Source organism: Streptococcus sp. HMSC076C09, from assembly GCF_001837905.1.
Lineage (GTDB): Bacteria > Bacillota > Bacilli > Lactobacillales > Streptococcaceae > Streptococcus > Streptococcus parasanguinis_I.
The window spans coordinates 73,352-86,704 of sequence record NZ_KV834651.1; the positions used below are offsets into that span (position 1 = coordinate 73,352).

The following is a 13,353-nucleotide window of genomic DNA, read 5'->3' on the forward strand; positions in this document are numbered from 1 at the left end:
GATGACAATTCAAGTAACACCACTTAAGCAATATCTTGAAAATATTCAAGTGCTAGCTCCTGATAAAACTGAGAAACAAGTTCAGGAGCTATTTAAAACTATCATTTTAGAAAATGTTGATTTCAACGGTAATGAAGAGATGTTGACTTATCTATCTGATAAAGCCCCCAATTTTGAAAAACAACATCGTTCTCGTAATTTTATCGTTGAAGAAACTGAAACAAATAACATCATAGGATTCTTTAGTTTATCTCTCAAAGTTGTTGATATTTCTGATTTAGAGAAATCCTTAAAAAAGAAACTCGTCCTAAAAGGGAAAAGTCCCAAAAATATTGATTATCTCCCTGTGTTACTTATCGGTCAATTCGGCAAAAACACAAAGCTAAATAAACTATCAGGACAAGAGTTATTTGAAATTGTAATTCAAAAAATTGAAGAATTTCGAGCAATTGTAGGAACTCAGATGGTATTTTTAGATAGTATCAATCATCCTAAAGTCATTCAATTTTATGAACAGTTCGGATTTGTTACTTACAGTCAATTGATTAAAGACGATCATCAAGTAACTTATCAGCCTATGGCATTAAATATGTCACTCTATAAAAAATAAGAATCATGTCACCGAAACTGATGACATGATTCTTTTATTTCACCGTATAGGCAAAACTGATGGCACTATCTGCTTGAGAGATTTTTCTAAAGGTATAGTTAGGGTTGCCACCATAGTTGGTTTCAGACACAAGGAAAGAACCATCATCATAGACCTTCTCTACAAAAGCCACATGACCATAGTCTGCTGGTGTGCCATGTGTACCTCCTACAAAAGAAACAATGGCACCTGCTCTTGGTGTAGAGCCAGTTTCCCCACCAAGACTTGAAGCTGTCGCAACCCAGTCCTGACCATTTCCCATGGTATTAATGATTGAAATCTTCTCTCCATTACTTCCTTTTAATTTTAAGCCTAATTGATTCATACGAGCCGCAACACCCCATGTACATTGTCCATAGGCATAGGCCATACCATCTCCACCACCAGGAACAGAATGATCATACAAGTCCCCACGAACACCCTCAAGGGATTGCGGATCACTCTTTGCCTGTCCTCCATTTGTTTGGCTAAAGCCTTTTTCAATTTGGTAATACCATTCCGTTGCTCTGGTTTGTCTTTCCAGTAGTTTGTCACCAGAATTTCCCTCCCAATAGGTAAGGAAGAGTTGGGCTAGATTGGCTGCACTGCCCGTATTTTTAAAGAAATCCTTTAACCAACTTTGATAGTAAGGACTATCCCCATGAAGCATAAAATCAAGTTGGAGGTCTAAATCATACCACTTCTTATTTTGGGTGCGAGCATAATTCAACAAGGCTGTATGACGTGTTGAACCATCTGCGGTATCCGTCCATTGACCTAACCCCAAACCTCTATGAAGGATATTAGGATAAGCACCACTATAAATGGCTGGACCTCCAATCGCTAACCAGGTTTCATTATCCCATGAGGAATCGGTAGCGCCAACAGGAGGAGATAAATAATCTCCTTCAGCTCGTTTAGGATTGATAGAAGACTCTACCGACCAATTTCCTAAAATTGCCGCAATGGCTTGGGGACTTGCCCCTTGAGATTTCAAAAACTCATAAATATGTTTCGCTCGTTCAAACTCATCCCCACCAAACTGACCAATGGCAGGTAAGATAGTTGTCTGAAGTTGAATGACTTTGGGAAAATAAAATTGCGGATTGACATACACCAATTTTTCTTTCTTGTTCTTAAACTTTTGATAGGAAACTTTCAAACCTGTATCGTCTGGTGTTTCACCAATAATATCACCCGTTAGGACTCTTGTCCCCTCGATCGCACGGCCATTATGAATAGAATACAAGGTCAATCGACTCTCATTCTCTCCTTTTCCGTTAGTGAGAATAACATCATCTCCGTCTAGAGATACAACTCCATCCATTGGTGCGACAATTGTTTGGTGAGCCTTCGCTTCTAGTAGAATATACTCCTGAAGAGTAGGTTTTCCGTCTAAATCATAGTATCCATAACGATAAGTCATGGTTAGACTATCTTCGTTGCTTTTCCCCTCAAATGGATTGTCCAATTCCTGCATGGAAGTATAGACACCCTCTTCTTTTAGTTCCTTTATTTCCTCTTGATCGTCTTTCGATAGTTTATACTTAGGAGTTTTATAGAGGTCTTGCATGGATTTCAAATCATCCCCATCGTTTAAATCATGCCACAAAGTAGACAGATAATCCTTGTAAGTTTCTGAACTAAATAAGTGAACTGGTTTGTGTAACTCATAGTCATGGAATTTAAAGTTCATATACCCCATCACATCATCAACTTTTGTGTAATAAGTAATTCCTTTGTCATTTGTGCGAGTATGTTCTGCATCTTCCCAAGTTAGGTGGGTATAAGCTTTTGTTAATTCAAATTCATCTTGTTGAATTAAACTAGCAGATGAAAATCCTAAAAAGAAGCTCATCATAAGTAAAAGAAGAAAGACTATTCCTCCAACTATCCAGGTTACAGGATTTCCAGCCGCAAATGTAAAGAAGGAAAAGGCTGCTTTTAATTTTTGATAGATATTTCGGACACTTGTAAGACCTTGTTTCTTTATTTTTCGAAACCGATTTTTAAAGGAACTTGGATTCTCTTTCGCTAGTTTCCATCCTTTTCCATCCTTAAAATGATGGTATCGCTCTTTTGTGTTGGTCAGTCTTTTCTTGGTAAAACGACCTGTTGCTTGTCCTGTTTTGACACTAGCTTTTCCAAGGTTATAAGAAATCCGACTGTAGCGTTTCCCTTTTCTAATGGTCTCTTGAAGTGTGCGATAGCCTTCTAAATCTTCATTTTCTGAAGCTAACTCTCCTCCTTCACGTCCAAGGACATAAAGAAAAGTTTTGGCTTTCCTACTGACTTTTTTGGACTTATAGGCTTGTTTAGTAGATTTTAGATTCTCTTTAGCAGCCTTTACTTCCTTCTTAGCTTTTAATTCTTCTAAACTCTTCCCTTGAAAGAAAAAATTAGATTTTTGTTTCGATTCCTGACCATAAAGAAATTTTTGATTGGTTTTTCTTTCTTTACGACTCTCTTTTCTTTCTTCTTTTGCTTCTACCTTGGCTTCTCTAAATTGCTTCTTGGCTATTTTCAATCGTTTCCGAGCATGAGGCAAACGTCTGTCTCTTAATTCTTTGCGATTTAAAAGAGATGGAGGACTATTTTGAAGAATATGATTGTAGTCTTCATTTGCTTGTTTTACTCTAGCCTTTGAAGCTTCTCTCATCTCCTCCAGCTTTTCCTTTATCTCTTTTTTCCATGCTTTTTCATCCAGTACAGCGGAATTTTTTTTCTGTTTCTTCACCTCCTTCTTTCCTTGTTTCAAGAATTTCTTCTCATCTTTTAGACTTCTTCTAAATGCCTTTCGGGCACGTATGATTTCTCTTTTATCCTTCATTTACCTTCTCCTTAATTAGAAGCCATTTTATCAGGATCTGTACTCATGATATCAAACAATTGAGTACCTTGAGGAATCTTATTTTTAAAGGGAACTACAACGGAACCAGCTTTTATCAGTCCTGCACCTTTTTCTGGATTGACTAGGTATTTTTCAAGTTCTTTTGACAAGCCTAAGAGTTGAACCAATTCTTCTCGGTCATTTTTTGCTTGCTTGAGGAGAATCATAAATTCACTATTTGCAATAATCCGTCTACCATTTGGATCTAACAATAAGGTTTCGACATTTTGAGTTATCCCAGTCGGACTGGCTCCATATTTTCTGACACGACTCCACAATTTAAAGAAGAAGTCACTGGCATATTTATCTAATAAGAGAAGCTGCATTTCATCAAAATAAATCCAGGTCTTCTTCCCTAATTTTTGATTCCGTACGACGCGATTCCATATCTGATCAAAAACCACCATAAGGGCGATTTGTTTCAGCTCATCTCCTAACTTCTTAACGTTATAAATCAAGAAATTAGATCCTGTCTGAATATTGGTCTTATGAGAAAAAATATCAAGAGAACCTTCGACATATAGTTCCATATCAAGTGCCAAATTCTGCGCTTCTTCTTCTGGTTGTTGACTCAAGACAAAGACCCATTCTTCCAAAGAAGGCTCTTTAAATGACTGATAAGTGAGTCTCGTAACTCGGTCAATAATCGATTTTTCTCTTCCATCCATTTTTCTATCCAATAACTTGCCGATAAAGGATAAAAGAAATTCTGATTTTACCTTTACAGGATCTTCATCCATATTTTCTTCAGACAAGTCAAGAACATTGAGATAGGTTTGGGAATCAGGCGCAATATCAATCATTTCTCCACCAAAAGCCCGTCCAATCACACTGTACTCTGCTTCTGGATCAACGATGATAATTTCTGTATTCTCACCAGATTCTTTGATTTTTGTCGTGATAATCTCATGCTTGGTTGCCATGCCTTTACCAGCTCCAGATGTCCCTAAAATCAGACCAGACGGTGTATTTAATAGGCTACGATCAATGGTAATAATATTACTTGATATTTGATTGATACCGTAATATTTCCCACTACGGTCTTGTAAGTCTACTGAGGTCCAAGGTGAGTTCACTGCTATATTGGATGTTAATAAACTCCGTGATACGCCCTCTAAAAAATCACAACCAAATGGCAGCAAACTATTAAAGGCTACTTCTTGCATATATGGAAGTTTATCAATCATTAGGTCATTTGAGCCGGCCACTTGTTGAATCGTATCTAGGGCTTGTTTAAGTTCTTCTTCATCCTGACCAAAAACACCAATCAAAAAGACTGTTTGAAATAGTTTATCTCCTGTCTCGGTCATGGTTTTTAAGAGTTCTTCAGCTTCATCGATATTGCTTTCTAATACATGACCTACTTTTTCCAAATAGATACCTGTACGAGCCAGTTTTTGTTGTTCCCCAATCTTTTGGGATTCCATTAAGGTCTTCTTTGTTCGTAGTTTCTTCATGGCATCCGCCTTGGTCGAACTTTGAGCATGGAGGCTCACAATCAATTCCAAATCTCCTTGCATGAGGTCTCTAATAAACTGATCTCCTAATTCCATACCGTAGTCTCTGACATAGACGATCTGCAATAAGCGGTCATTGATTTGTAGGTAATTCTTGTTTTTAAAATCCAAAAGATTAGGTGCTATAAAGTGACGAGTTGTCTGACCAGATCTCGTTAAATCGCAGTAAGAAAAAGGAAGATGGTGTTCTCCTCTAAGCATATCGGCCAACAAGTTGACACGGTCTTCTCCAGCCAAGGATTCAAAGCGAGCATCAATTTCTGAGAAACCACTCTTGAAATATTCGCCTATTTGAGACAAGGAACGATAGGCTTGTTTGGGATTAGAATCCTTTCTACCAAAGCTAATCAGTTTCACAGCTGAAAAATTATTTTCACCACTGTCTAAATTCTGATTCATCATCCGATTCAATTCTTTACGATAGGTATCATATCCATCTTCTTTTTCCTCATACAAAACACTCTGTCTGAATTTTTCTAAATTCAATCTTTTATTAAAGATAGTCAATTGGAAGTTGGTTTGATCATCTAGGGAGTTAATCAAATCAGAATACTTCTCAATAATTGCGCCCTTATCTTCTAAACCAACGGTCTGATAATTGACATCACCAAGTAAATAACTTTGTGAGAAATAATCTTCTTTCACCTGCATCAGACCATTTTGATACAGCGCTTGATAGGAAAGAGTATTAGCCGTTGAAGGTAACACTTCTTCTTTTTTTCCTTTAACTACTTCTTTCTGATTAGTCATTGAAGTTTTTTGTTTCTTTAATGTATTTGATTTTCTTTTCATGTTCAGGTCCTTTCTTTCCTGTAATTGTGCGTAGGGGAACCGTTAATTCAAAATGAAGACGGTATTTCAAATAATGTTCAAAATATAAATCATTGGGTTTATAGACTCCAAAAAGCATGAGGGGGATGGTAAAGGTAAACACAAAACCGTAAACAAACCAATCTCCAAATTGCCAGAAAAAGAGATTCAAGCCCAAAACAATAACTGTGACAATAAAGGCTGGTAAAACAAAGATGATTTGTCTTGTGGTGAAACCTAACCAAGCCCTGTGTTGGTATTTTGAGATGTCTTTAAAGACACGTGTATTCATGACTTTCCTTTCTAAAAAGGCTAAGAAGCAATCACTTCCTAGCCTTTATCTAATTACATACCTAAAATTGAGCGAGCCGTACGTTGAGAACCAACGAGGGCAATAATCAGTAAGATAGCTTGTATCAAACTACCAAACATAATCGCAAGTGATTGCAAGACTCCTGCACCATTTGAAACAGCTATTTTCCCAGCAGATTCAAACAAAGGAACAAGTGAAACAATCAGAAAAATGAGAACCCCTTGTACCGCATAGACCATAATATTTTTTAAATAGCCAATACCAATAGATTTCCAATCATCGCTTAAAAATGTTGGAATCGTAAGAGGGGCAAATGGAATCATAAGGTAAAGTTGAATAAATCGAATGGATACCAAAAGATTGACCATGGCTGCACTTACTATCCGAACAAGCCAAATGAGGAGAGCGAAAAATCCCACAATCATCCGACCAATAAATCCTGAACCTTTTAATCCAGAGATTGTATCATACTTTGCCCCACCGTGAGCCACAATCGAGGCCACTTGTTCAATGGCGTGACTCGCAATCCCGATGATGGCTTCTACAATAACAGTAGTATTGGTAATTACAACTGCGACCATAATATAACTAATCAACATCGGGGCTAATGCTTCAAATGTCATCGCTCCACCAGAGTTAGCAATTTTCTTAGCCATCTTCGAAAATTCTAGGATGAGAACAACTGATAAAATCGCAACTCCAAGAGGTTGCATAACACTTTTAGTAATACTAGACATATAAGTCCAAACGGTTGGATTATAGCTAGATAGTGATTTAATCAGATCTACCGTAGATTGTAAATCTACATTAAATCCTTCAAATAAATTTTCAGCTGATATTTTTTCAGATGCAAGGTAAACAAAGGGTGAGACTATACTAAGATTCATGTCATTGTTTATCCTCCTAAATTGAAATCTGGGTTACAAAGGCTCCAGCAGCCCCGACCATAACTCCACCGACAATTTCAAGAATGGCATTCCGAACACCTGGTCCACCATCTTTAATGTTGGTTGCAAGATTGACAATCCCCACAACAACGAGAAAGGCACCAACCGCAATCAATCCCTTCTGTAACAAAGACATAGCTTGTGCAAACATGGCACTTGCGTCTACTCCATAAACAAAACCTTTAAAATGCGTAATCATCTATTTCCTCTTTTCTATTTTTATTTTCTTATTTTAAACTAGATTCAAAAGTTAAATCACGAATTCTAAGGTCGTCAAGATGATTTTCTTGTCTTTGATTCAAAGGATTGATTTGATAGTTCCACCACCTTTCATCGGTTTCTTGATTAGCTAGGTACTTCCAGTTTGGATGCTTGGTTGAATTGTATTTTTTGCTTTTAAAGACAGGCATATTGGCAATTCGAACCAGGCATTCATGCCGTTTCATATTTCCGACTTCATCAGGTGTCATTAAATCACGAGCAATCTTTTGATGAGAAAGGGATCCTGAACCTGTCTGGCCAAAGGAACGACTAGTATTTCGAACATCAATGGTTTGTTTACCGAGTAAGCCACTCATAAATTTAAAGGTATCTTCATCATTACCACCTAAGTAGACTAAGCTATCACAGTTCCCAAGAATGGTTTTCCAAGCTTCTTTTTCTTTATAGAGCCCTTGAAGTTGGGCAATATTTTGAAGAATAGGAACGAGACTCATATTCCGAGAACGGACTGTTGAGGTTTGTTCAGCAAAATCTGGAATTTCTCCGATATTTGCGAACTCATCTAAATATACTCTCACATGAAGAGGTAATTGGCCCTTAAAATCAATATCTGCTTGTCTTGTTAAGGTTTGAAATACGGTTGAAAAAAAGAGGGCTGAAAGAAAGCGAAAGGTACTATCGTTATCTGGAATAACTAAGTAAACCATTGATTTTTCCTGACCCCATGTTTTCATATCAAGGGTATCTCTTTTGGTCAAATCCATGACACTTTGAATATTGAAGAGGGCAAATTTAGCAGTGGTTACGGCTATAACAGAATCCAGAGTCTTATCTTTATAATTTTGAAAATCTGCCCAATTTCGCATGGTAAAATTGTCAGTCCCATACTTTTTAGCATAATTTTCAAATAGAATTTCTAAGACACTTTTTTCTTGATTCTCACCTTTGGATAAGTGTTTAATGAGTTTTGATATCTCAGCAAAACTTGGATAACGCCCTCGTTTTTTTCGCTCTTCCACTTCTTTTTTTTGACGTTTCAACAAGTTTTGGTATTCCTTTTGACTCAAACGACTTTCTTCTATAAGCTGCTCTCTTGTTTTGGGTGGATTATAGAAATCGACCAAGTAGGAGGCTAAAGCTCGTACTAAAGTCATAGAAGCTTCATCCCAAAATGGATCACTACGGGAGCCAGAGCCTTTGGTGTTATTGAAATAAACCGTCAGCATACGATTCAAATCATTTTCTGTCTCTATATAGCGAAAAGGATTGAAGCCATCTGAGTTCTTCATATTGACTAAATCTAACACCTTTACTTGGTAGCCATGTTCTAAAAAGAGTTTACCTGTTTTCTCGGCCAAGTGATCTTTAGGATCCACTACAATATTAGAACTATTCATCTGAATCAGATTGGGTTTCACAAAGCGGAATGTCTTCCCACTTCCTGAACCTCCTATCACCGCAATATTCTTATTTCTATCATATTGGGGTGGTTTTTTATCTAATAATGTCAAACGAACATCTTGTGCCAAAATCGTATCATGAGAAAATTCCTTACCGTAAAAGAGCTTCTTTTCTTTTAGAGTTCCAAAACGGGCGCTCCCGTATTCTACCCCTTCTCGGTATTGTTTTTTACCAGTCTCTAGATAGAGATAAACCAGCAACATCATAACAAAACCTAGTAGAAAAAACGTACTTGATTTTCCAGTAAAAGAAACATTCCAGGGCGACTGAAGAACTTCATCTTGACCTTCCATTAGAAGATGAGTCCATTTATCTAAGGTATTTCCAGCATAGGAATCATACAAAAGCGTCAAACGATGAAAGATATAGCCTAGTAAGATGCCTAACAGTGAGAATAGTAGGAATTTCTTTCCACTGTACATCATCTCACCATCTCTTTCTGTTTGACGGCCCCTTCTTGTCTAAAGGTAATTTGGGATTTAGCCTCATCAATTGCATCGTCTAATGACTTATCCATGGTAAAATCAGCTAATTTCTCCGGATCATTAACCATTTTTTCTAACAGATGGTCTAAATGATTGTCTAGAATTGAACGGTCTTTCGTGTAGAAATGTAGAGAATCCCCTTGCCAAGCGATGGCTAAAGGAATCTCTTCTTTTTCTAAAAAAGCTTTAAATTTCTCTATATCAATTGGTTTGTCTAAAAAATCTTTCTTCAGATTAATCGTATCAATCGCATAGGGAGATTGTAACAATTCTTCTAATTTCTGTACCCCTATCTTATAGGCGGAATCCTGTGCTAAAGCCTGACGTCTAGACCATTCTAGAATCTTTAAGAGACTTCTTACAGTAAATAAAAGACTACGCTCTGCATATTGAACCGCCAATCGTTCCTGTTGTTCAGAGGACATCTGACGCCTCCTTCTTAACAAATAGCAGTTTTCCTTCTTTATAGCGATAAGCTATCAATTTCTGATGTTGCTTAATCGACTTGACAACCTGCAGTAGATCTCTCGAATAAGGTTCTCGAAGAGTGACTTCTACTGCTTTCCCATCAAAGATACCAACACGTTTAAATTCAATGTAGTCTTTTTTGAGATGTCCTAAGCCCATACCAAAGGGAAAGTGATGAATCAATTGGATGGTACAACCACCTTTATTTCCCATTTGTTTCAAATCATACAAGTTTACTACCTTCATGATTAACTCCTTTATCTAGTTTGTCGCATCGTTTAAGTCTGGTAACGATAAACTCCGTGTCTGTTAGAAAATTCTCACACACGTCTTGTGCCAGTTGCCCTTCACAGGGGAATACTCTCAGTCCCTACTTACACAGGCACGCTAATCAAGACGGAGTGGATTCAATTTTCAAAGAACAGGTAGCTTTATTATAGATAAAAGTAGTTGAAATTTTTATCACATTTCTTATTTTTCTGTCTAGCTAAATTCATAGTAAGCAAAGAGTTTGAAATAAAAGACTAACATCGTTAAATAACGTTAGCATTTCATTTCCCTAAAACAAGCAAATTTGGTCTAAAAAAGCAGCAAACTATAAACTAGTAGATTCCACACCAAATGTAGCCCCATACTGCCCCATAAGTCCGATTTATAGCGCACCATCCCTAAAAACATTCCCAATGAAACATACAAACACCAAGCTAGAATGGTTCCTGGATGATGTACTAAGGCAAATAAAACACTTGTCAAAGCAACTCGAATATCTAATTTTCTAACCAAGTTCCATAAAATTTCTCGATACAAAAATTCTTCAACCATACTCGCATTGATTAAGAACAATAAAAATGAAAACCAAGGAACTTGATGTTGAAGCCCAATTAAGTTTGCTTGATTCGTGCTTCCTTGAGCATGAATCAGACTAAAACATAGACTTATAATCAGTAGGCTAACGAATCCAATACCAAGCCATTTCATCCTAGTTTTCATATTGACCTTGACCACTTGTTTTCGTTGACCATACATCCATAAAAAAGAAATAAGCGACGCTCCATAGAGAATCTGTAGTATAGTTAACTCACCGATACAAAGAAATTTCAGTAAGTATAGGGATACCAATAGGACATTTACTTGTTGGAATATATAAACTGGAATTATTCTTTTCATAGTTACCTCCGAAATAAATCTTCATAATCTAAATCTAATACCTGCACAATCCTTTCTACCCATGGACTTTGAGGCATTCGTTGTTCCATCTTATAGTGGCGAATCTTTTGATACAGACGATTCAATTCACTTGGATAGTGAAACTCTCCCGCAAACATTTTTCTGGTTAACTCAATCCAGCTGATATTTCTTTCAGCCAAAATAATGGACAAGTTCTCCCAAAATCGTTCAGCCATATTGTTTCTCCTTTAGTTAGATAAATAATGTGTTTGTGCCATGTAAATCAATTGTTTCGTATCTCTTGGCAATAAAGCTCTAGCCTCTTCCAGATTCAGATTTGGATAAACTCGCTTATTTGAAACCGCAAGAGGAAGTCTGATGGTTAGTTCAGGATTTTTTAATATCATTTCGATGAAATCTGTTAATCTGAGGTTATCTCGATTCTTAAATCGTAATAAATTGGGAGATAAAAACTCAAAACAATCTGAAGAATAGCTCATCATCTCAATTAATTTGTCCTTTGTCATTTCAGAAACTGAATGACAAGATACCTCGATACCGTAGTTTTGAAAGAAATCTAAAAGAAGTTGATTTCTATGGTTATTTTTACTTAGGTAGAGATCAATCATGGGAGACCTCCAACAAATTTGCTTCCATTTGATATTCTGAGACAATTAAGGAATCTAACAAATTTGAGAAGTTAATCGGATTCTTATCTTCATCAGAAGCTTTTACAGTTACTTGGGTTGTAAGTATTCCCTCTTTTCCCTCGGCTCGATAGCCTTGTCCATATAAAATAAAAACGAGATTTTGATGATCATCTACAAAGGCATCAACCCCATTCTTTATGTCTTGACTTTCAAGGAATTCCATAACGTTTTGAAGATAGGACTCATAAAATAGTGGGTAGTTGTGTTTTTTATGGTAATCATCTAAAAATGTTACTTCAAACTCACATGGATAATTGGGTATCAAAAATAATTGTTCATCCAGCTGTTTGATTTCTGCATCATGTAATTCTGTTTCTAATTCATCACAATCTAGTATTGATTCTTTATTTAATGCTTTCATCTTTTTCCTCTATTTCTTTTAATTTCTTTGCGATTGCGGCAATCACAGGAACGGTTACACTATTACCAGCTTGTTTATAGAGCTGACTATTACTAGAGACTTTTCTAGCAGCTTCAAAAGCCCAATCAGGAAAGCCCTGCAAGCGAAAACACTCTTTAGGAGTGATTCGTCGTATCCTCAGACGGTAAAACTGTCCATCTATTAATACACCGGCTACATGATAAACTTGTTTATCTTCTCCTTCATAGCTAGCCACTACTACTCCCATTTGACCACTAGTTGTTAACGTATTAGCTATACCTTTTCCAACTCTACCACGACGATACTGAGAACTTGGTCTTTCCAAATTAATTGAATCTCCAATCTCTGCTTGAGCATAACCTTTTTTCGTTGCTTCCCGTACTTTTAGAAATTTGATTGGTTCTGGAATTAGTATTTTGGGAATTTTATCGCCTCCTTGCATTGTAGTCAGTGTTGGAGATAACCCCTCACTTCCATATACGCGACCTGTCTCCTTAAAGCTAGTTGGTAAATCTCCAACAACGACAATACCATGACGATCCTGAGTATTTAAAGTAAACATCGGCTCTTGGTTTTCCTTAAAGCGTCTACCATTTTGTCTCTTGTCTAATCTGTCTGGTGTCATACAGGGAATAGCAACCTTGAATCCTTCTCCTTTTCCACGAACTAAGGTTGGCGCAAGACCTTCTGAATAATAGACTTTACCGCTCATTCCACTTTTTGATGGATTCAAATTCCCTAGTGTTTTTACAGTCTCAGAGTTAGTTGCTTGACCTTCTCGTCTGAAAGGAAATAAGAGTCTGGTACTTTTCTTTCTAGAATGTCCGATAATAAACACCCTCTCTCTGTTTTGGGGAACGCCAAAATTCTTGCTGTTAAGCACCTGCCACTCAACATCAAACCCCAACTCATCAAGTGTGGTAAGGATTGTGGTGAACGTCCGTCCCTTATCGTGATTGAGTAGGCCTTTAACATTTTCAAGAAAAAGAAAACGTGGTTGGATTTGTTTGGCCGCCCGAGCAATTTCAAAGAACAAAGTTCCTCTAGTATCTTCAAATCCCAATCGTCTTCCTGCGATTGAAAATGCTTGACAAGGGAATCCCCCACAGATGATATCGACTTTCCCTCTAAGTTTTTTAAATTCGTCATCTGAAACATCTCGTATGTCATGAAATTCAATTTCTCCTTCCGTTTGAAAAATGGACTTATAAGATTCTCTAGCAAATTTATCAATCTCACAAAATCCAATACACTCGTGTCCGACACTTTCCATTCCTAGTCGAAAACCACCGATACCTGAAAATAAATCAATAAATTTCATTTCTTTATCACCCCTTTTTGATCGACTATCAA

The 13,353-nt window shown here is 37.0% G+C and carries 14 protein-coding genes; 1 reads left to right on the top strand and 13 read right to left on the bottom strand.

Annotated elements, in window-relative coordinates:
• The first annotated feature begins 1 nt into the window (after position 1).
• Entirely contained in the window at positions 2 to 610 is a 609-nt protein-coding gene (locus HMPREF2704_RS09285) for a hypothetical protein (RefSeq protein WP_070846392.1), read from the top strand.
• Between the two features lie 34 nt (positions 611 to 644).
• On the opposite strand, the gene HMPREF2704_RS09290 is transcribed toward HMPREF2704_RS09285, so the two are convergent.
• The 13 genes from HMPREF2704_RS09290 to dcm all read right to left on the bottom strand — a co-directional run bounded on the left by HMPREF2704_RS09290 (position 645) and on the right by dcm (position 13,321).
• Complete coding sequence (locus HMPREF2704_RS09290; RefSeq protein ID WP_070846394.1) at positions 645 to 3,458, bottom strand: phage tail tip lysozyme; 2,814 nt, start codon at positions 3,456 to 3,458, stop codon at positions 645 to 647.
• An 11-nt stretch (positions 3,459 to 3,469) separates the two neighbouring features.
• The gene (locus HMPREF2704_RS09295; protein ID WP_176745646.1) at positions 3,470 to 5,827 is read right to left on the bottom strand and encodes a VirB4-like conjugal transfer ATPase, CD1110 family; all 2,358 of its coding nucleotides are present in this window, start codon (positions 5,825 to 5,827) and stop codon (positions 3,470 to 3,472) included.
• On the bottom strand, positions 5,778 to 6,137 hold the full coding sequence (locus tag HMPREF2704_RS09300; RefSeq protein ID WP_070846397.1) for a PrgI family protein: 360 nt from the start codon (positions 6,135 to 6,137) through the stop codon (positions 5,778 to 5,780). Before HMPREF2704_RS09300 ends, HMPREF2704_RS09295 begins: the two co-directional genes overlap by 50 nt.
• Before the next feature lie 53 nt (positions 6,138 to 6,190).
• Positions 6,191 to 7,045, bottom strand: a complete 855-nt coding sequence (locus HMPREF2704_RS09305; protein WP_070846399.1) for a VirB6/TrbL-like conjugal transfer protein, CD1112 family — start codon at positions 7,043 to 7,045, stop codon at positions 6,191 to 6,193.
• Between the two features lie 16 nt (positions 7,046 to 7,061).
• Positions 7,062 to 7,304, bottom strand: a complete 243-nt coding sequence (locus tag HMPREF2704_RS09310; protein WP_000627865.1) for a hypothetical protein — start codon at positions 7,302 to 7,304, stop codon at positions 7,062 to 7,064.
• A gap of 28 nt (positions 7,305 to 7,332) precedes the next feature.
• Positions 7,333 to 9,210, bottom strand: a complete 1,878-nt coding sequence (locus tag HMPREF2704_RS09315; RefSeq protein WP_070846581.1) for a VirD4-like conjugal transfer protein, CD1115 family — start codon at positions 9,208 to 9,210, stop codon at positions 7,333 to 7,335.
• On the bottom strand, positions 9,210 to 9,698 hold the full coding sequence (locus tag HMPREF2704_RS09320) for a hypothetical protein (protein WP_070846401.1): 489 nt from the start codon (positions 9,696 to 9,698) through the stop codon (positions 9,210 to 9,212). Before HMPREF2704_RS09320 ends, HMPREF2704_RS09315 begins: the two co-directional genes overlap by 1 nt.
• Positions 9,688 to 9,987, bottom strand: coding sequence for a hypothetical protein (locus tag HMPREF2704_RS09325; RefSeq protein WP_003042486.1), 300 nt, complete (start codon positions 9,985 to 9,987; stop codon positions 9,688 to 9,690). The genes HMPREF2704_RS09320 and HMPREF2704_RS09325 overlap by 11 nt, the downstream gene beginning before the upstream one ends.
• A 333-nt stretch (positions 9,988 to 10,320) precedes the next feature.
• Positions 10,321 to 10,908 carry a CPBP family intramembrane glutamic endopeptidase gene (locus tag HMPREF2704_RS09330; protein ID WP_070846402.1) on the bottom strand — a complete coding sequence of 196 codons (588 nt, stop codon included), beginning with the start codon at positions 10,906 to 10,908 and terminating at the stop codon, positions 10,321 to 10,323.
• Positions 10,909 to 10,910: 2 nt separating this feature from the next.
• Positions 10,911 to 11,144 carry a hypothetical protein gene (locus tag HMPREF2704_RS09335; protein ID WP_000840776.1) on the bottom strand — a complete coding sequence of 78 codons (234 nt, stop codon included), beginning with the start codon at positions 11,142 to 11,144 and terminating at the stop codon, positions 10,911 to 10,913.
• A gap of 12 nt (positions 11,145 to 11,156) precedes the next feature.
• Positions 11,157 to 11,537 carry a thioredoxin domain-containing protein gene (locus HMPREF2704_RS09340; RefSeq protein ID WP_016398737.1) on the bottom strand — a complete coding sequence of 127 codons (381 nt, stop codon included), beginning with the start codon at positions 11,535 to 11,537 and terminating at the stop codon, positions 11,157 to 11,159.
• Positions 11,530 to 11,979 (bottom strand): hypothetical protein, encoded by a 450-nt coding sequence (locus tag HMPREF2704_RS09345; RefSeq protein ID WP_070846404.1) that lies wholly within the window; start codon positions 11,977 to 11,979, stop codon positions 11,530 to 11,532. Before HMPREF2704_RS09345 ends, HMPREF2704_RS09340 begins: the two co-directional genes overlap by 8 nt.
• Positions 11,963 to 13,321: a DNA (cytosine-5-)-methyltransferase gene (dcm, locus tag HMPREF2704_RS09350; RefSeq protein WP_070846407.1), complete on the bottom strand. Its 1,359-nt coding sequence runs from the start codon at positions 13,319 to 13,321 to the stop codon at positions 11,963 to 11,965. Before dcm ends, HMPREF2704_RS09345 begins: the two co-directional genes overlap by 17 nt.
• Between the last annotated feature and the right edge of the window lie 32 nt (positions 13,322 to 13,353).

What these genes read in the sequence shown, in the direction of transcription:
- HMPREF2704_RS09295 (WP_176745646.1), bottom strand. Translation starts at nt 5,827, where the DNA reads ATGAAAAGAAAATCAAATACATTAAAGAAACAAAAAACTTCAATGACT.
- HMPREF2704_RS09305 (WP_070846399.1), bottom strand. Translation starts at nt 7,045, where the DNA reads ATGAATCTTAGTATAGTCTCACCCTTTGTTTACCTTGCATCTGAAAAA.
- HMPREF2704_RS09310 (WP_000627865.1), bottom strand. Translation starts at nt 7,304, where the DNA reads ATGATTACGCATTTTAAAGGTTTTGTTTATGGAGTAGACGCAAGTGCC.
- HMPREF2704_RS09320 (WP_070846401.1), bottom strand. Translation starts at nt 9,698, where the DNA reads ATGTCCTCTGAACAACAGGAACGATTGGCGGTTCAATATGCAGAGCGT.
- HMPREF2704_RS09335 (WP_000840776.1), bottom strand. Translation starts at nt 11,144, where the DNA reads ATGGCTGAACGATTTTGGGAGAACTTGTCCATTATTTTGGCTGAAAGA.
- HMPREF2704_RS09300 (WP_070846397.1), bottom strand. Translation starts at nt 6,137, where the DNA reads ATGAATACACGTGTCTTTAAAGACATCTCAAAATACCAACACAGGGCT.
- HMPREF2704_RS09345 (WP_070846404.1), bottom strand. Translation starts at nt 11,979, where the DNA reads ATGAAAGCATTAAATAAAGAATCAATACTAGATTGTGATGAATTAGAA.
- HMPREF2704_RS09315 (WP_070846581.1), bottom strand. Translation starts at nt 9,210, where the DNA reads ATGTACAGTGGAAAGAAATTCCTACTATTCTCACTGTTAGGCATCTTA.
- HMPREF2704_RS09285 (WP_070846392.1), top strand. Translation starts at nt 2, where the DNA reads ATGACAATTCAAGTAACACCACTTAAGCAATATCTTGAAAATATTCAA.
- HMPREF2704_RS09340 (WP_016398737.1), bottom strand. Translation starts at nt 11,537, where the DNA reads ATGATTGATCTCTACCTAAGTAAAAATAACCATAGAAATCAACTTCTT.
- dcm (WP_070846407.1), bottom strand. Translation starts at nt 13,321, where the DNA reads ATGAAATTTATTGATTTATTTTCAGGTATCGGTGGTTTTCGACTAGGA.
- HMPREF2704_RS09325 (WP_003042486.1), bottom strand. Translation starts at nt 9,987, where the DNA reads ATGAAGGTAGTAAACTTGTATGATTTGAAACAAATGGGAAATAAAGGT.
- HMPREF2704_RS09290 (WP_070846394.1), bottom strand. Translation starts at nt 3,458, where the DNA reads ATGAAGGATAAAAGAGAAATCATACGTGCCCGAAAGGCATTTAGAAGA.
- HMPREF2704_RS09330 (WP_070846402.1), bottom strand. Translation starts at nt 10,908, where the DNA reads ATGAAAAGAATAATTCCAGTTTATATATTCCAACAAGTAAATGTCCTA.